The sequence below is a fragment of the Collinsella sp. AM28-11LB genome, assembly GCF_003469895.1.
GTDB lineage: Bacteria > Actinomycetota > Coriobacteriia > Coriobacteriales > Coriobacteriaceae > Collinsella.
Genome location: NZ_QSKJ01000002.1, coordinates 99,008 through 115,295 on the forward strand (window position 1 = coordinate 99,008; position 16,288 = coordinate 115,295).

At 58.9% G+C, this 16,288-nt stretch carries 14 protein-coding genes; 12 read left to right on the plus strand and 2 right to left on the minus strand.

Annotation, left to right across the window (positions count from 1 at the left end; translation table 11 throughout):
- Positions 1-28 precede the first annotated feature (28 nt).
- Positions 29-793, minus strand: a complete 765-nt coding sequence (locus DW732_RS02385) for a NifB/NifX family molybdenum-iron cluster-binding protein (RefSeq protein ID WP_117735046.1) — start codon at positions 791-793, stop codon at positions 29-31.
- Between the two features lie 209 nt (positions 794-1,002).
- Between DW732_RS02385 and thyA the strand changes: the two genes are divergently transcribed.
- From thyA to DW732_RS02405, 4 genes are all read left to right on the plus strand, one after another.
- The gene (thyA, locus tag DW732_RS02390; protein ID WP_117794256.1) at positions 1,003-1,851 is read left to right on the plus strand and encodes a thymidylate synthase; all 849 of its coding nucleotides are present in this window, start codon (positions 1,003-1,005) and stop codon (positions 1,849-1,851) included.
- A gap of 9 nt (positions 1,852-1,860) precedes the next feature.
- On the plus strand, positions 1,861-2,379 hold the full coding sequence (locus tag DW732_RS02395) for a dihydrofolate reductase (protein ID WP_117794257.1): 519 nt from the start codon (positions 1,861-1,863) through the stop codon (positions 2,377-2,379).
- A gap of 109 nt (positions 2,380-2,488) precedes the next feature.
- Positions 2,489-3,403 carry an RNA methyltransferase gene (locus tag DW732_RS02400; RefSeq protein ID WP_117794258.1) on the plus strand — a complete coding sequence of 305 codons (915 nt, stop codon included), beginning with the start codon at positions 2,489-2,491 and terminating at the stop codon, positions 3,401-3,403.
- 125 nt (positions 3,404-3,528) lie between these two features.
- Complete coding sequence (locus tag DW732_RS02405; RefSeq protein WP_117742827.1) at positions 3,529-4,878, plus strand: MATE family efflux transporter; 1,350 nt, start codon at positions 3,529-3,531, stop codon at positions 4,876-4,878.
- A gap of 32 nt (positions 4,879-4,910) precedes the next feature.
- Here the strand turns inward: DW732_RS02405 and DW732_RS02410 are convergent, their stop codons facing one another.
- The gene (locus DW732_RS02410) at positions 4,911-5,396 is read right to left on the minus strand and encodes a cob(I)yrinic acid a,c-diamide adenosyltransferase (RefSeq protein ID WP_117735051.1); all 486 of its coding nucleotides are present in this window, start codon (positions 5,394-5,396) and stop codon (positions 4,911-4,913) included.
- A gap of 91 nt (positions 5,397-5,487) precedes the next feature.
- On the opposite strand from DW732_RS02410, the gene ftsH reads away from it, so the two are divergent.
- The 8 genes from ftsH to DW732_RS02450 all read left to right on the plus strand — a co-directional run bounded on the left by ftsH (position 5,488) and on the right by DW732_RS02450 (position 16,272).
- Entirely contained in the window at positions 5,488-7,380 is a 1,893-nt protein-coding gene (ftsH, locus tag DW732_RS02415) for an ATP-dependent zinc metalloprotease FtsH (RefSeq protein ID WP_199407087.1), read from the plus strand.
- An 81-nt stretch (positions 7,381-7,461) separates the two neighbouring features.
- On the plus strand, positions 7,462-7,917 hold the full coding sequence (locus tag DW732_RS02420) for a DUF523 domain-containing protein (protein WP_117799234.1): 456 nt from the start codon (positions 7,462-7,464) through the stop codon (positions 7,915-7,917).
- Positions 7,918-8,480: 563 nt separating this feature from the next.
- Complete coding sequence (gene ileS, locus DW732_RS02425; RefSeq protein ID WP_370214004.1) at positions 8,481-11,258, plus strand: isoleucine--tRNA ligase; 2,778 nt, start codon at positions 8,481-8,483, stop codon at positions 11,256-11,258.
- A gap of 312 nt (positions 11,259-11,570) precedes the next feature.
- Positions 11,571-12,098: a signal peptidase II gene (lspA, locus tag DW732_RS02430; protein ID WP_233539331.1), complete on the plus strand. Its 528-nt coding sequence runs from the start codon at positions 11,571-11,573 to the stop codon at positions 12,096-12,098.
- Positions 12,098-13,111, plus strand: coding sequence for an RluA family pseudouridine synthase (locus DW732_RS02435; protein ID WP_118098507.1), 1,014 nt, complete (start codon positions 12,098-12,100; stop codon positions 13,109-13,111). Before lspA ends, DW732_RS02435 begins: the two co-directional genes overlap by 1 nt.
- Positions 13,112-13,193: 82 nt before the next feature.
- A complete protein-coding gene (locus DW732_RS02440) occupies positions 13,194-14,489 on the plus strand; it encodes a glycosyltransferase family 2 protein (RefSeq protein WP_118098509.1) in 1,296 nt (431 codons plus the stop codon).
- Between the two features lie 78 nt (positions 14,490-14,567).
- The gene (locus DW732_RS02445; RefSeq protein ID WP_118098511.1) at positions 14,568-14,993 is read left to right on the plus strand and encodes a prepilin peptidase; all 426 of its coding nucleotides are present in this window, start codon (positions 14,568-14,570) and stop codon (positions 14,991-14,993) included.
- A 31-nt stretch (positions 14,994-15,024) separates the two neighbouring features.
- Complete coding sequence (locus tag DW732_RS02450) at positions 15,025-16,272, plus strand: deoxyguanosinetriphosphate triphosphohydrolase family protein (RefSeq protein WP_118098512.1); 1,248 nt, start codon at positions 15,025-15,027, stop codon at positions 16,270-16,272.
- The last annotated feature ends 16 nt before the right edge of the window (positions 16,273-16,288 follow it).

Here is a 16,288-nt window from a genome sequence, read left to right on the forward strand (position 1 = left end):
GGCACGTGATGGCATCGATTGCCTGCCGCTAGTGGCAGCCGCAGCCCTCATGGCCCTCGTGCTCGTGATGGCCGTGGCAGCCACAGGACTCGCCATGCTCATGGGAATGCTCGTGGTCATGGCCGTGGCAGCCGCACGTGGCCTCGCCGTTCTGTGCGAGCGTGCCAGCGATAAGGGCTTCGACGCACGCATCGCAGCTGCCCTGGGCTCCCGCATAGACGGTGATGCCGGCTTGAGCAAGCGCGTTGATAGCGCCACCGCCGATGCCGCCGCAGATGAGCGTGTCGACGCCGCCGTTGGCGAGCAGACCCGCCAGCGCGCCATGACCGGTGCCACCGGTGCCCACGACCTGCTCGTCGATCACCTCGCCGTCCTGGATGTCGTAGATCTTGAACTGCTCGCTGCGGCCAAAGTGCATAAAGATGTTGCCGTTGTCGTACGTCGTTGCCACCCTCATAGTGTCAACCTCCTTTGCTGGCCATGCGGCCGTCGTCGTGGTAATGGGGGAGTACGCGATGTTGCCACCTTCGATACTCAGCGCGCGCCCGTTGACCAGCGCGTTTGCCACCTTGCGATGCGCGCGGCTGCCGATGGCCGCCACGGTGGCACGAGCGATGCCCATGTGCTGGGCGACAGCCTCCTGATTGAGGCCTTCCAGGTCGCACAGCCGCAGCACCTCGAGCTCGTCGACCGTCATGTCGATGGCGTCTCCGCTGGCAAGGCCATCGGGGGTAAAACCGCGATATTCAGGAATAATCCCAACACGGCGCAATTTTTTGCGTCTTCCTGCCATATACACTCCAAATCTGACATATGTCAAAAATAGGATAGCGCACCTGCGGACCAGCGCAAGGCATTTTTGGCATATGTCAGAAAAAGGCAAAGCCGTTGCGACTGAGAGTGAGCTGCCGTGCATTGCGTGTGCCGGCCCAAGTGTCCCATCCGATGCTGTGCGCCTGGGCTACAATAAAAATTGCTTATAGGCGACTGACAGGAGGGTCAATGAGCAAAGCTGATCAACAGTTTGTAGCCATGTGCCGCGATATCTTGGACCATGGCACCACCACCGAGGGCCAAAAGGTCCGTCCGGTGTGGGAGGACGGCACCCCTGCCTATACCATTAAAAACTTTGGCGTTACGGCGCGCTACGACCTGCGCGAGGAGTTCCCCGCGCTCACGTTGCGCCGCACGGCGCTTAAGTCTGCCATGGACGAGATCCTGTGGATCTATCAAAAGAAGTCCAATAACGTCCATGACCTCCACAGCCATATTTGGGACGAGTGGGCTGACGAGACCGGCTCCATCGGTAAGGCCTACGGATACCAGATTGGCCAGAAGAGCCATTATGCCGAGGGCGACTTTGACCAGATGGACCGCGTGCTGTACGACCTTAAGCATACGCCGTATAGCCGTCGCATCATGACGAACACCTATGTGTTCAGCGACCTGTCCGAGATGCACCTGTATCCGTGCGCCTACAGCGTGACATATAACGTGACGCAGCGCCCGCAGGATGACAAACCGACGCTCAACATGATTCTCAACCAGCGCAGCCAGGACATTTTGGCCGCGAACAACTGGAACGTGTGCCAGTACGCCATTCTGCTCATGATGGTTGCGCAGTCCGTCGATATGATTCCCGGCGAGCTGCTGCACGTGATTGCCGATGCTCACATTTACGACCGTCATGTCGATATTGTCCGCGAGCTTATCGAGCGTCCGCAGTTTGCGGCGCCTAAGGTAACGCTGAGCCCCGACGTGCATGATTTCTATGCGTTTACGACCGATGATCTGATCGTCGAGGGCTATGAGCACGGTCCGCAGGTCAAGAACATTCCTATTGCGGTGTAGGTGGCGCTTATGACGTGTAAGCTTTCTGTCATCGTCGCCGTGTGTGACGACTGGGGCATTGGCTGCGAGGGCGACATGGTAGTGTCCAATCGCGCCGACATGCGCCATTTTGTTGCGTGCACCAAAGGCTGTCCGGTCATCATGGGACGCAAGACGCTGCTGAGTTTTCCCGGGGGGCGTCCGCTCAAGAACCGCCGCAATATCGTGCTCACGCGCGACGTGGACTTTGCTCCCGAGGACGTCGATGTGGTGCATAGTATTGATGAGGCGCTCGCTGCGGTTGCCGATGAGCCCGTTGCGTGGGTGATTGGTGGCGGCGATGTCTATCGGCAGTTTTTGCCGTATTGCGTCGAGGCCGAGGTCACGCACAACCATTGCGTGCATGTCGTGGATACGTACTTTCCCGATTTGGGAACCGATCCTGCGTGGGAGATTGCGCAGCGTAGCGGGGTCGCAACGATTGCCGCCGGTGAGGGTGACGAGGGCGTCGATTATGAGTTCGTGACGTATCGTCGCATCGAGGCGTAAAACCGATTATCCCTTCGGTATTATCGGGATGAAATGAATGACGGGGCGGCGCATGGCGTTGCCCCGATATTTGTATAGGTGCTGCAAAGAAAGGTGCGGGCTGGCTACTATGACTGATGCCGTTGAGGTGCTGCGAATCGATTCGCTCGAGGACGAGCGGCTCGATGCCTACGTGCGACTGACGGAGCGTGAGCTACGTTGCGTGCTGGAGCCGCAAAAGGGCATCTTTATCGCAGAGAGCGCCAAGGTCATCGAGCGTGCGGTACGCGCCGGCTACGAGCCGGTGAGCTTTCTGTTGGGCGAGCGCTGGCTCGATCAGATGATGCCGCTGTTTGGGCGTCTGGCCGTTCGCGACGGTGAGGGCCCGGTTCCCGTGTTTGTTGCCTCGATGGAGCTCATGGAGCAGCTGACGGGCTTTAATGTGACGCGCGGCGCGCTGGCGGCTTTTCGTCGCCCGCGGCAGATTCCGGTCGATGAGTTTCTCGGCGGCGTCGCTGAGGCGGCAGGGGAGCGTCCGGTGCGCGTGTGCGTGCTTGAGGGCATTGTCGACCATACCAATGTGGGCGCGATTTTCCGCTCGGCTGCCGCATTGAATGTTGACGGTATTTTGGTCAGCCCTACGTGCTGCGATCCGCTGTATCGTCGTTCCGCCCGTGTGAGCATGGGCACGGTGTTTCAGGTGCCGTGGACTCGTATTGGCAGCGAGGCGCGCGTATGGCCGCATGATGGCCTGGCGGCGCTGCACAATGCCGGGTTTTCCTGTGCCGCCATGGCGCTGACGGACGACTCCGTTTCGCTGGACGACCCTGCGCTGCGCGAGATTGACCGTCTGGCGATCTTTATGGGCACCGAGGGTGCTGGCTTGGGCGCCAAGACCATTGCCGGCTGCGACCGAGCCGTGCGCATTCCGATGGCGCACGGGGTCGATTCGCTCAACGTTGCCGCGGCGAGCGCCGTCGCCTTTTGGCAGCTGTGCCCGCACGTGAGCAACGAGTATCACTACCAGCCGGGTTTGTATCACTAGGCAGATATTCCGCACCGCGCTCTGATTCGGGGCGTTTCGGTAGCCGCCAGTCGGTGCTAAGCTGGTTTTGACTTTGGTTTTAAATTGCTAATTTGTTGTTTGACGTATACGAGTGGGGAGGGCGTGTGGCTAAGAAATCTACGGCTATCGATGTAACGCAAGGTGTCATTTGGCAGCAATTGCTGTCGCTGTGCGTTCCCATCTTTTTTAGTTCGTTTTTCCAGCAGGCTTACACGCTTATCGGCACCTATATCGTCGGTCAGTTTGGCGGCAAGCTTGCGCTGGGCGGCATTCAAGCCACGATGGTGCTCACGGAGCTCTGCATTGGTTTTTGCGTTGGCGTTGGCGCCGGTTGCGCCGTTATCACGGGGCAGTTTTTTGGCCAGCACGATGACGAGCGTTTGAGCCGTTCGATCCATACAGCCATGACGCTTGCGCTCGTGGGCGGTATCGTCGTTTCCATTCTTGGCATAGTGCTTGTCGAGCCCATGCTCGTTTTGATGAATACGCCGCACGAGCTTCTCGCCGAGGGCGTAGCCTATGCTCGCTGCTATTTTGCCGCCATGTTTGCGGCGCTGCTGCTCAATATGGGTACCGCGCTGCTGCGTGCCGTGGGCGATACGCGTGGCCCTGCCGTGATTATTGCTTCCGGCTGCCTCGTGAACGTGGTGCTCGATATCATTTTTGTTGCCGTGCTGCATTTGGAGGCCTTGGGTTGCGGTATCGCGGTGGCACTGACCATTTGCTCTAATGCCACGATGATTGTGATTCGCATGATGCGTGCTCCGGGCGCATGGCGTTTGTCGATATCCAAGCTCGGCATCGATCGCGGTATTTGCAAGAGCATGCTTTCGTGCGGTTTGCCGCTGGGTTTTCAATCGGCGGCGTATTCGATTTCCAACGTTCTGATTCAGGTATCGGTCAACTCGTTTGGTGCCGATGTTACGACGGCGTGGGGTCTTTCGGGCCGTCTCGACGGCATCATCTGGATGGTGACCGAGGCGCTCGGCGTATCCATCACCACGTTCTCGGCGCAGAACTTTGGCGCGCGCAATTACGAGCGCATGCGCAAGGGCTACCACACGTCGCTCGTGCTGTCGTTTTTGCTCATCGGCGGTCTGTCCGGTGTACTGTTGGTGTTCTCGGGTCCCCTGTCGCGCCTGTTTGTCGATGATGCTTCGATTTCGGGTTACACCACGACCATCATCCATTTCATTGCACCGTTCTACGCGATCTTCTCGATTATCGAGAACGCGTCGGGCTCCATCCGCGGCGCCGGCGTGAGCTTCCAGCCCATGGTTCTCACCATCTTCGGTACCGTCGTCCTAAGGGTAATCTGGGTGTTTGCGATTATGCCTTTTGATCCGTCGCTCGAGCACCTGCTGCTGGTCTATCCCGTAACCTGGCTCATCACCGCAACCATGTTCACCATCTACCACCACAGCGGCAACTGGCTAGGCCGCGCCACCGCCTAGCCGGCAGAAAGGGAACGTCCCTAAGTGCCGAATTAGTATTCGATGCCTTGGCGGGCTAGGAGGCCTTCGTCGAAGTAGTGTTTGACAGGGCGCATTTCGGTTACCAGATCGGCAAGGTCGGCGAGGGGCAGCAAGCCTCGGCCGGTCAGTACGAGCTCCGTGGTGTCGGGCTTCATCGCGATCAGCGCTTCGACATCTTTGCGCGTCACAAAGCCCCGCCGCATGGCTTCTCCCAGCTCATCCAAGATCAACACGTCGACCTGGCTAATCTGCTCGCGCGCCAGCTCCATGATTTGTGCGGCACAGGCTTCGGGCGTGTCGCGGTCGGCTTGTACGATGCGCAGACCCAAACGGGGCGCCGCATCATGCTCGGCGCAGTGCAGCTTCTTCGCAAACTGCAGCATAAGCACGTTAAGTCCGTAGCCCGTCGCGCGCAAGGCGAGCCCCAACGCAGCCGTTGTCTTGCCCTTGCCGTCGCCCGTATAGATTTGAACCTTGCCGACTTCCAGTGATGCCATCTCTGTCCTTTCGTGCCCGGCGTCGGTTTATCGCCGTCCGGGTTGGGTATTCTAAAAACATTATCAACCCCAGTAGATGGAGTTCAAGCAGATGGAGATGGATGACAACAAACGTAGACGGAATATGATCCTCTACGTGCTCATCGCCTTCGTCGTCTACCTCGTGCTCTCGACCGTTCTGTTCCCCAACATCGGTCACACGCAGCAGATTACGAAGACCGATTACTCGACGTTTGTCAAAGCGCTCGATAAGAAGAGCGTTGACAAAGTCGAGTACAACACGGACGATTACTCGATTTATTACACCAAGAAGGGCGAGGACGAGAACATCGCCTACAAGACGACCGGTGTGCCGAATGACGCGGGCTTTACCGATCGCGTGCTTGAATCTGGCGCCTCGCTTGAGTCGGTCGTTCCCGATAAAAACTCGGGTTTGATGACCTACTACCTGCTCACCCTCATTCTTCCCATGGCGATATTCTTCCTGATTGGCTGGTGGCTCAACCGCCGCATGAAGAAGGCCATGGGCGATGACGGTCCGTCGATGAACTTTGGCGGCGGCGGTTTTGGCGGCGGCGGACTGGGTAAGTCCGGCGCGCGCGTGATCGCCTCCAAGGACGTGGGCGTGACCTTTAAGGACGTCGCCGGCCAGGAAGAGGCCAAGGAGTCCCTCAAGGAGGTCGTCGACTTTCTGGAGAAGCCGCAGCGCTACGAGGAGATCGGCGCCAAGCTGCCGCGCGGCGCTCTTCTTGTTGGCCCTCCGGGTACCGGTAAGACCCTGCTTGCCAAGGCTGTTGCCGGCGAGGCGGGCGTGCCGTTCTTTAGCATTTCGGGCTCTGAGTTCGTTGAGATGTTTGTTGGTCGCGGCGCTGCTAAGGTGCGTGACCTGTTTAAGCAGGCCAAGGAAAAGGCCCCGTGTATCGTCTTTATCGATGAGATCGATACCATCGGTAAGAAGCGCGATGGCGGCGGCTTTAGCGGCAACGACGAGCGCGAGCAGACGCTCAACCAGCTGCTGACCGAGATGGACGGCTTCGATAACCACAAGGGTATTGTCGTCCTTGCTGCCACCAACCGCCCCGACAGCCTCGATCCGGCCCTGCTGCGCCCCGGCCGTTTTGACCGCCGCATTCCCGTCGAGCTGCCCGACCTGACCGGCCGCAAGAACATCCTCGAACTCCACGCCAAGAGTGTGAAGACCCAGCCACCGATTGATCTGACCGCGATTGCCCGCGCTACGCCCGGTGCCTCGGGCGCCGACCTGGCCAATATCATCAACGAGGGCGCCCTGCGCGCCGTTCGCGAGGGTCGAAAGCGTGCAACCCAGGACGACTTCGAGGAGTCGGTGGAGGTTGTTATCGCCGGCCAGCAGCGTAAGTCCACGGTGCTTTCCGACCACGAGAAGCAGGTTGTTTCCTACCACGAGATTGGCCATGCCATTGTCGCTGCCCGCCAAAAGGGCTCTGCCCCGGTCACCAAGATCACCATCGTGCCGCGCACGAGCGGTGCTCTTGGCTATACCATGCAGGTCGAGGAGGACGAGCGTTTTCTGACCACGCGCCAGGAGGTGCTCGACAAGCTCGCTGTCTACTGCGGCGGACGTGCTGCCGAGGAGCTCATCTTTGGTGAGATGACGACCGGCGCGGCCAACGATATCGAGCAGGCCACCAAGCTCGCCCGCAACATGGTGACGCGTTTTGGTATGTCCGATGAGTTTGGCATGATGGCGCTCGGTACCGTTCAGAACGCGTACCTCAACCAGGACACGTCGCTCACCTGCGCTCCCGGTACGGCCGAGCGCGTGGACGCGATTGTCGCCAAGCTGATCGAGGATGCGCATGATCGCGCCCTGCAGATCCTCAAGGAGAACAAGTTTAAGCTTCACGAGCTGGCTCGTTATCTGTATAAGAAGGAGACGATTACGGGTGAGGAGTTCATGAACCTCCTCATGCGTGAGAATCCGCTGATGCCAAAGCAGCAGTAAAGCCGCGGCCGAGCCAGTGATCGCCGACGCCCCATTTGAGCAGCTTTCTCAAATGGGGCGTTTTGCTTGAGAGGGATGGAAATGAAGATCGTGGTGAGCGCCTGCTTGATGGGCGAGAACTGTAAATATAACGGGCTTGACAATTACCATCGCAAGCTGGTCGAGGCTTGCGAACGTACGGGGACCGAGGTCTTACTGGTGTGCCCTGAGGTTTTTGGCGGTCTGCCTACGCCGCGCAAGCCGTCCGAGATTGTGGACGGTGAGGTCCGCACCTGCGAGGGCACCTCGGTCGATCGCGAGTTTCGTCTAGGTGCCCAGCGTGCGCTCGATATGTGCGAGCACTTTGGCGGCCCGTCCGAGATCGCTGCGTGCTTCCTTCAGGACCGCAGTCCCTCGTGTGGCGCGGGTCGTATCTATGATGGAACCTTTAGCGGTACGCTCATCGCGGGCAACGGTGTCTTCGTCGACCTACTGCTGCGCCACGGTTATCGCGTGATTCCGGCTAGCGAGTTCGACCCCAGCATGCTGGAGCAATAATAAACCACCACAAAGGTGCCTGTCCCCCTTGTGGTGGTTTTGGTAGGTTAGGCGAGGAGCGTGTGACCGTAGGCGTTGGCCGCCCGGTATTTTGCTCCAAGAGAAAGTCCACAGCCGCGAGATTTTTCGAACGTATAAAACCAGTGTTGAGGGTTTTTTGCCGGCGTTGACCGTGCTACTATACAGCGCATAAGCGTTGATGGGGACGAGTAGTCGGCCATCCGCATGCTACAGAGAGCGGGGAGCGCTGAGAACCCGTGCATGCGACCGATGAAAATCACCCCGGAGCTGCGGTCCCAACGGACGCGCCGCACAGGCACGTCTTAGTAGACATCGCCGAGATGGTCGTCGATACAGGCCAGCCGAGTAACGGATGCGAGCGCGTGGCGACGCGGGCGAGGGCATCTAAGCTGGGTGGTTAAGCGAAGAGCTTTTACGGGCATTCTGCCCGTTTTGTGGCGCTTCGTCCCAGCTTGTAGGGACGGGCGCTATTTTTGGTGCCCAGAGGGCGTGTGCGCCCACGACATGAAAGGGGTACCGTGGCAAACGAGTACAAGCAGACGATGAATCTGCCCAAAACCGGATTTCCCATGCGTGCCGGTCTTTCCAAGTCCGAGCCCAAGCGACTCAAGGACTGGCAGGACAACAAGGTCTACGAGCAGGTTTTGAAGAAGAACGAGGGTCATAAGAAATTCGTGCTGCACGACGGCCCTCCGTACGCCAACGGCCCGATCCACATCGGCCACGCCATGAACAAGATCTCTAAGGACATGATCAACCGTTACTGGATGATGCAGGGCTGCGAAGTTCCCTATGTCCCCGGTTGGGACTGCCACGGTCAGCCGATTGAGCACAAGGTCGAGGAGAAGCTCGGCACCGAGAAGTTCAATCAGACCTCTACGGCTAAGATTCGCGAGCTGTGCAACAAGTTCGCTGTCGAGAACATCGAGCTGCAGAAGGCCGGCTTCCGCCGTCTGGGCGTACTTGGCGACTGGGACAACCCGTATCTGACGCTCTATCACCAGCATGACGCCGCCGACATCGAGGTCTTCAAGGCCATGTTCGATAAGGGCATGATCTATCGCGGCCACAAGCCGGTTCATTGGTGCAAGCACTGCCACACCGCGCTGGCCGAGGCCGAGATCGAGTACTCCGACGAGACGAGCCCGTCCATCTTCGTGCGCTTTGAGATGACCACCAAGCCTGCCGGCCTCGAGAACTTCGACGGCCCGGTCGACTTCATCATCTGGACGACCACCCCGTGGACCATCCCCTCCGATCAGGCAGTTTCCCTAAAGCCCGGTGCCGCCTACGTCGCCGTTGAGCACGACGGCCGCGCCGAGGTCATGCTCGAGGACCTGGCTCCCAAGTGCTGCGAGGAGTTTGGCTGGGAGTACACCCCGGTCACGGTCGACGGCAAGCCCTATGTGGTTCCCGCCGAGACCTTCCACCACATCCACTACAAGCAGCCGATCTTTGACGGTGTTGAGGGCGTGGCGCTGCTGGCCGATTACGTCGGTGTCGATGACGGTACCGGTATTGTCCACAACTCGCCCGGCCACGGTGTCGACGACTACTTTGCCTGCCTCAAGGAGGGCATCACCGACATCTGCATGCCGGTCGACGACGACGGTAAGTTCTACACCGGCGAGGAGTTTGGCACCGGTGGTCCCTTCAGCGGTATGGACACCGACGAGGCTAACCCGCACATCATCGAGTTCCTGCGCGAGCGCGGCACCCTGGTCCTCGAGAAGAAGATCACGCACAGCTATCCGCACTGCTGGCGCTGCAAGCATCCGGTGCTTTTCCGTGCTACCGACCAGTGGTTTGTCTCGATGGACAAGACCGGTCTGCGCGAGCAGGCTGGCAAGGAGGTCCGCGAGAACGTCAAGTGGTATCCGGCCCACGCCGCCAACCGCATTGGCGCCATGGTCGAGCAACGCCCCGACTGGTGCATCAGCCGTCAGCGCAACTGGGGCGTGCCGATCCCCAGCTACACGTGCGCCGACTGCGGCGAGAAGGTCATGAACGACGCCACGCTCGACGCCGTCATCAAGCTCTTCCACGAGAAGGGCTCCGATGCTTGGTTCACCGACGCTCCCGAGAGCTATCTGGGCGAGGCCTGCGTCTGCCCCAAGTGCGGCGGCCATCACCTCAAGGCCGATAAGGACATCCTCGACGTATGGTGGGACTCCGGCGTGTCTTGGAAGGCCGTCTGCGAGTATCGTCCCGAGCTGGAGTACCCGGCGGACGTCTACCTCGAGGGTTCCGACCAACACCGCGGTTGGTTCCAGAGCTCGCTGCTCACCTCGGTGGGTGCCAACGGCCATGCTCCGTACAAGGCGGTCGTCTCGCAGGGCTTTACCCTCGACGGCCAGGGCCGCAAGATGTCCAAGTCGCTCGGCAACGTCATCGACCCCAACAAGGTCAGCGACGAGATGGGCGCCGACATCATCCGTCTGTGGGTTGCCTCCGTCGACACCAGCTCCGACGTCTCCATCGACCACGAGATTCTCGCTCGTACGTCCGATGCCTACCGTCGTTTCCGTAACACGCTGCGCTTCTTGCTCTCCGAGCTCGAGGGCCAGTTTGAGCCCGAGACCGACGGCGTCGCCTTTGCCGACCTGCTGCCGCTCGACAAGCTCATGGTCGCCCGTCTGACCCAGGTCCAGGCCGAGGTCGACGACGCCTACGCTAGCTACGAGTTCCCGCGCGCCTACCGTGCGCTCTACGACTTTGTGGTTACCGAGCTTTCCAACGTGTACCTTGACGCCCTGAAGGACCGTCTGTACTGCGACAAGCCCGGCTCGCTCGAGCGTCGCAGCGCCCAGACCGTGCTGGCCGAGCTCTTCTCGATGCTCATGCGCGACCTGCAGCCGATCCTGTCCTACACCGTCGACGAGGCCATGGCCTATGCGCCTGCTGGCTGCGTCGATCACCAGAAGTACGCTGCGCTGCTCGATTGGTACAAGTCGCCCATCACGGTCGACGAGGCTAACGAGTTTGAGGGTGTGCTCGAGGCTTCGCTCGAACTCCGTAGCGTCGTGACCAAGGCTCTCGAGGATGCCCGTTCTGCCGGCACCTTCACCAAGAGCCAGCAGGTCCGCGTCAAGGCGGTCGTTCCCGCCGAGATGTACGCGCTGCTGACCGGTGATAAGGCCGTCGACTTGGCCGAGTTCTACATCGTTTCCGATGTTGAGTTGACCCAGGGCGAGGAGCTTTCCGTTGCCATCGAGGCTGCCGAAGGCGAGTGCTGCGACCGTTGCTGGAACTACCGCACCACCGTCGGCGAGTACAACGGCCACGCGCACATCTGCAAGCGTTGTGCCGAAGCTCTTTAGTTACGCGGTTTTACCAAACCGCGTAACCAGTTGACGCTGCAAACCCGCCAGAGCGGCAATCTGCCTTTCAACTTCGGCGGCATGACCAGAAGGTCAATGCCGCCTTGTTTCAAGGCACCTTGCTCGCTCTGGCGGGTTTTCGCTGTCGGTAACGAATCATCAGCTATTTCGTTGCTGGTCAATATAAGATATTAATTTGCGTTAAACGTAATTCGATGTTCTTGAGGGTAGGAGATTGATTTGGGTCGTACTGGGGATATGACGCCTCCTTTGCGTTGGCGGCTAGGTGTTGCTGGTGGGGTGGCGCTGGTTGTGCTACTTGTTGACCAGCTGACCAAGCTTGCGGTTCGTGCCGTGGGCGACGCTTTGCATGTGACTGTTATCCCCGGCGTGATTGACTTTCTGTTTGTCCGTAATATCGGAGCTGCCTTTAGCATGGGCGAGGGTCATGGCATTGCGTTTGCCGTGCTGGCACTTGTCGTCATCATTGCCATCGCGGTGTATCTTGTTCGTGCGCCTCAGCTTGCTCGCCTGGAGGTCGTTGGTATGGCTATGGTCGCGGGCGGTGCCGTCGGCAACGCGATCGACCGTCTCGCCTTTGGGTTCGTGACCGATTTTATTGCCACTACCTTCATCGACTTCCCCGTCTTCAATGTGGCCGATATCGGCATTACCTTGGGCGTCGTGCTTGCCCTCTTTGGCTACATGCTCTTGAGCCCTGCCGCTCGCGAGGTCGATGCGACCGCCGAGCTTAACGCCCGTGATGAGGCTCGCGCTATGCGCAAGGCCAAGCAGCGTGGGGAGCGTGCCCGCAAGATTCGCGAAAGGAATGAGCGCTAATGGCCGACATCCATATTCTTGTTGCTGACGATTCCGCTGGTCAGCGTCTTGATGCCTATCTGGGTGCCAATGATGGCTGCCCTACGCGCTCTGCCTGCGCGCATCTGATCGAGGGCGGTGCCGTTGCCGTCAACGGCGAGACCTGTCTCTCCAAAAAGTACGCCGTGCGAGCCGGCGACCGCATTTCGGTCGATTTGCTCGAGCCGCACGACCCGACCGACGTGATTCCCGAGGCCATTCCCCTCGATATTCGCTACGAGGACGACTATCTCATTGTGCTCTCCAAGCAGCGCGGCCTGGTGTGCCATCCTGCGCATGGTCATGAGAGCGGTACGCTCGCGAATGCCCTGGTCTATCACTGCGGCATCGACCATCTGGGCACCGTGCAGGGCGAGGATCGCCCCGGCATCGTGCATCGTCTGGATCGCGACACTTCGGGCCTTATGCTTGCGGCGAAGGACGACGACACCCAGCGCGCGCTCCAAAATCTTATCCGTACGCGCACGCTCGACCGCCGCTATATTACGCTCGTTCACGGACATATCGCTATGGATGAGGGCACCATTAACACCGGCATTGCCCGTTCTACGCGTGACCGTGTCAAGATGGCGGTTTCGGACGATCCTTTCGCGCGCCAGGCCATTACGACCTTTAAGGTCCTCGAGCGCTTCGATTCCACGCGTTTTGACGACGGCTATACGCTCGTCGAGTGCCACCTGTTTACGGGCCGCACGCATCAGATTCGCGTGCATATGCGCCATATCAACCACGCCTGCGTGGGGGATCCGCTCTACGGCAAGTGCGATGCACGCGCCGATCAGGGTCTGACCAGGCAATTCCTTCATTCCTGGCGCGTCGCATTCGACCATCCCGTGACGGGGGAGCGCATTGAGTGCCGCGACGAGCTGCCGTGGGATCTCGCTGCGGTTCTTGACGACCTGGCCCCGCGCTCGCTTGGTCGCACCGCTGCCGGCGACGAGATCGTTCCTCAGCTCGGTCTTCTCGAAGCCTAGTCAGTATTAGGTGGTTTCTTGAACGCCCCTAGCCTGCGGTAAGATATACGGTTGTTTACGTAACGCGTTCCTGGGAGCCTGCATGCTCGCCTATTTACAAACCAACACGCCCATCGTGATCTTTAACCAGATTGTGGTTACGCTGCTCACGGTCTGCTTTCTGTACCAGGTCGTCTTCTTTGTCATTGGCGCCCTGCGCGGTGAGGTTGCACCTCCCAAGGCCAAAAAACTCCACCGTTATGCCTTCTTTATCGCGGCGCATAACGAGGAGGCCGTAATTGCCAATCTCGTACGTTCCATCAAGGACCAGGACTATCCGTCCGAGCTCATTGAGGTCTTTGTCGTTGCCGACGCGTGCACCGACAACACGGCGCAGCTCGCGCGCGAGGCCGGTGCCATTGTTTACGAGCGCAATGACCTGGCCCGCAAGGGCAAGAGCTGGGTCATGGACTTTGGTTTCGATCGCATTCTCAACGAGTATCCCGACACGTTTGAGGGTTACTTTATCTTCGATGCCGACAACGTTATCTCCCGCGATTACGTCTCCAAGATGAATGACGCCTTTGACCAGGGCTTCCATGTGGTCACGAGCTATCGTAACTCCAAGAACTTCGGAAGCTCGTGGATCTCGGCAGCGAATGCCACTTGGTATCTGCGCGAGGCGCGTTTTCTCAACAACGCGCGCAACATCTGCAAGACGTCCTGCGCCGTATCGGGTTCGGGCTACCTTATCTCGGCTAGCGTTATTGAGGGCATGCACGGCTGGCAGTTCCATACGCTGACCGAGGATATTCAGTTCACCACGTTCTGCGCTATTCACGGCATTCGTATTGGCTATGCGCCGGCGGAGTTCTTTGACGAGCAGCCCGTGACATTTAAGGCGTCCTGGAAGCAACGTATGCGTTGGACCAAGGGCTTTTACCAGGTGTTCTTTACGTATGGTAAGCACCTGGTCAAGTCGACCTTCCGCTATCATCGCTTTGCCGCATATGACATGTTTATGACCATCGCTCCGGGCATGCTTCTGTCCCTGATTTCCATGCTAGCCAACGCGACGTTCCTTATCGTGGGCGGACTCTCACACGGCTTCTTGGCTACCGAAGTCGAGATGCAGGCTTGTGCCGCCTCGCTCATTATGACCTTCGCGATGATGTACCAGACTTTCTTTATCCTGGCGCTGCTCACGACCATCTTTGAGTACAAGCACATTCACTGCGCTCAAAAGTGGCGCCTGGTGACCAACCTGTTTACCTTCCCGATCTTTATGTTCAGCTATATTCCCATCACGGTGGCCGCACTGTTCCTAAAGGTCGACTGGGTCCCGACGCAGCACGCCGTCAACGTTACCCTCGACGAGGTCATGCAGGGCGCTAAATAACCACCACCAAAACCACCACAAAGGGGACAGGCACCTTTGTGGTGGTTTTTGCTTTTGAGCAGCTGTTCATGGAGGTGCATGATGTTCTATATCCCATTTTGGATCTGCGCCTTTGCCGGTGCGGTGGTTGATGCCCGCGAGCGGCGGTTCCCGAATGAGCTTGCCGGCGCGTGCGTGGTGGCGGCGTTTGCGGGCGTTTGGCTCGACGTCGGTTTGAGCACAGCGCTTGACCACGCGGGTCTAGCCGTCATCATGTATCTTGCTCTCGTGCTGACTGAGTCCCTCTGGCGTCGTCTTCGCCAAACCCCGGGCATCGGCATGGGAGATGCCAAGGCGCTCTTCGCGCTTTGCACGCTCGACCCTATGGGTGGCATCGTGGCATTTGCCGCCGCGCTCCTGGCCCTTGCCCTCTCCTGTCTCATCACAAAATCTCGCTCCCTGCCATTGCTCCCGTTTTTGGTGCCGATTTTTGCCATAATCGAGGTCGTGGGCTGCACATTGTAACCGATTGCGCATCCTTCTTAAGGAGCATGCCATGGCAACTAATCAAGAAACGGCCGTCATAAAGGCGCGCATGGACCGTATTCCCTCGGCGTTGTCGTCCGAACTTGTCGAGCGCATTGCCGCCGATCGTGCTTCGGGCTATGTCAGTCCGTATCGTTGCAACGACGACCAGGTCATTCGTCGTGTTGATCGCGTCGCCGACAAAGGTACGCTTATGCGTCCAGCGTTTATGCGCGATACCGAAAAGATACTTCATCTTCCGGCGTACACCCGTTATGCAGGCAAAACGCAGGTCTTTAGTTTCCGTAGCAATGACGATCTGTCACGTCGCGGTTTGCACGTGCAGCTTGTTTCGCGCATCGCACGCGATATCGGCCGCGCCTTGGGGCTCAACTGTGATCTGATCGAGGCGATTGGCCTGGGCCACGACTTGGGGCACACGCCCTTTGGCCATGCCGGTGAGCGATTCCTCAACGATATTTACCACGAGCGCACCGGTCGCTACTTTTTCCATAACGTGCAGTCGGTGCGCGTGCTCGATGCCCTGTATGGCCGCAACGTATCGCTCCAGACGCTCGACGGCGTGCTATGCCATAACGGCGAGTACGAGCAGCGCGTGTTTGAATTGTCGGATATGGGCTCCTTTGACCAGTTCGATCGGACAGTTGAGGACTGTATCGCCACGGGCTATGGCGCTATTGAGCACCTGCGTCCCATGACGCTCGAGGGCTGCGTCGTTCGCATTTCGGACATCCTCGCCTACGTCGGTCGTGACCGTCAGGATGCGATCGCGGCGGGCCTGCTTTCGCCCGACGCTTTTGATGATGGCCGGGGCGGTGCCTACAACAGTTGGATCCTCACGCACGCTTCCATCGATATCGTCGAGCACAGCTATGGCAAGCCGCGCATCGAGATGAGCGAGGACCTGTTTGAGGAAATACGCCGAGCCAAGCGCGAGAACTATGAGAAAATCTATAGCAAGGGCGGTATCGAAGGCGACTCCGAAGCGGAGCTGCGAGAGGCCTTCGAAAAGCTCTACGGCCGTTGCCTGCGGGACATAAACGAAGGCGACGAGTCTTCGTACATCTTTAAGCATCACATTTCTCGCATTGAGCAGCAGCTTTCTTACTACGATCGCGTGTATGCCTGGCAGGACGACAAGGATCAAGCCGTGGTGGATTACATCGCGAGCATGACGGACGGTTATTTCTGCGAGCTCACGAGCAAGCTGTTCCCGGGTTTAAAGTTTCCGCACCGCACCTATATTAACGAACGGTAGTTCGTATCCTTTCGGT

What these genes read in the sequence shown, in the direction of transcription:
- DW732_RS02385 (WP_117735046.1), bottom strand. Translation starts at nt 793, where the DNA reads ATGGCAGGAAGACGCAAAAAATTGCGCCGTGTTGGGATTATTCCTGAA.
- thyA (WP_117794256.1), top strand. Translation starts at nt 1,003, where the DNA reads ATGAGCAAAGCTGATCAACAGTTTGTAGCCATGTGCCGCGATATCTTG.
- DW732_RS02395 (WP_117794257.1), top strand. Translation starts at nt 1,861, where the DNA reads ATGACGTGTAAGCTTTCTGTCATCGTCGCCGTGTGTGACGACTGGGGC.
- DW732_RS02400 (WP_117794258.1), top strand. Translation starts at nt 2,489, where the DNA reads ATGACTGATGCCGTTGAGGTGCTGCGAATCGATTCGCTCGAGGACGAG.
- DW732_RS02410 (WP_117735051.1), bottom strand. Translation starts at nt 5,396, where the DNA reads ATGGCATCACTGGAAGTCGGCAAGGTTCAAATCTATACGGGCGACGGC.
- ftsH (WP_199407087.1), top strand. Translation starts at nt 5,488, where the DNA reads ATGGAGATGGATGACAACAAACGTAGACGGAATATGATCCTCTACGTG.
- DW732_RS02420 (WP_117799234.1), top strand. Translation starts at nt 7,462, where the DNA reads ATGAAGATCGTGGTGAGCGCCTGCTTGATGGGCGAGAACTGTAAATAT.
- ileS (WP_370214004.1), top strand. Translation starts at nt 8,481, where the DNA reads ATGAATCTGCCCAAAACCGGATTTCCCATGCGTGCCGGTCTTTCCAAG.
- DW732_RS02435 (WP_118098507.1), top strand. Translation starts at nt 12,098, where the DNA reads ATGGCCGACATCCATATTCTTGTTGCTGACGATTCCGCTGGTCAGCGT.
- DW732_RS02440 (WP_118098509.1), top strand. Translation starts at nt 13,194, where the DNA reads ATGCTCGCCTATTTACAAACCAACACGCCCATCGTGATCTTTAACCAG.
- DW732_RS02445 (WP_118098511.1), top strand. Translation starts at nt 14,568, where the DNA reads ATGATGTTCTATATCCCATTTTGGATCTGCGCCTTTGCCGGTGCGGTG.
- DW732_RS02450 (WP_118098512.1), top strand. Translation starts at nt 15,025, where the DNA reads ATGGCAACTAATCAAGAAACGGCCGTCATAAAGGCGCGCATGGACCGT.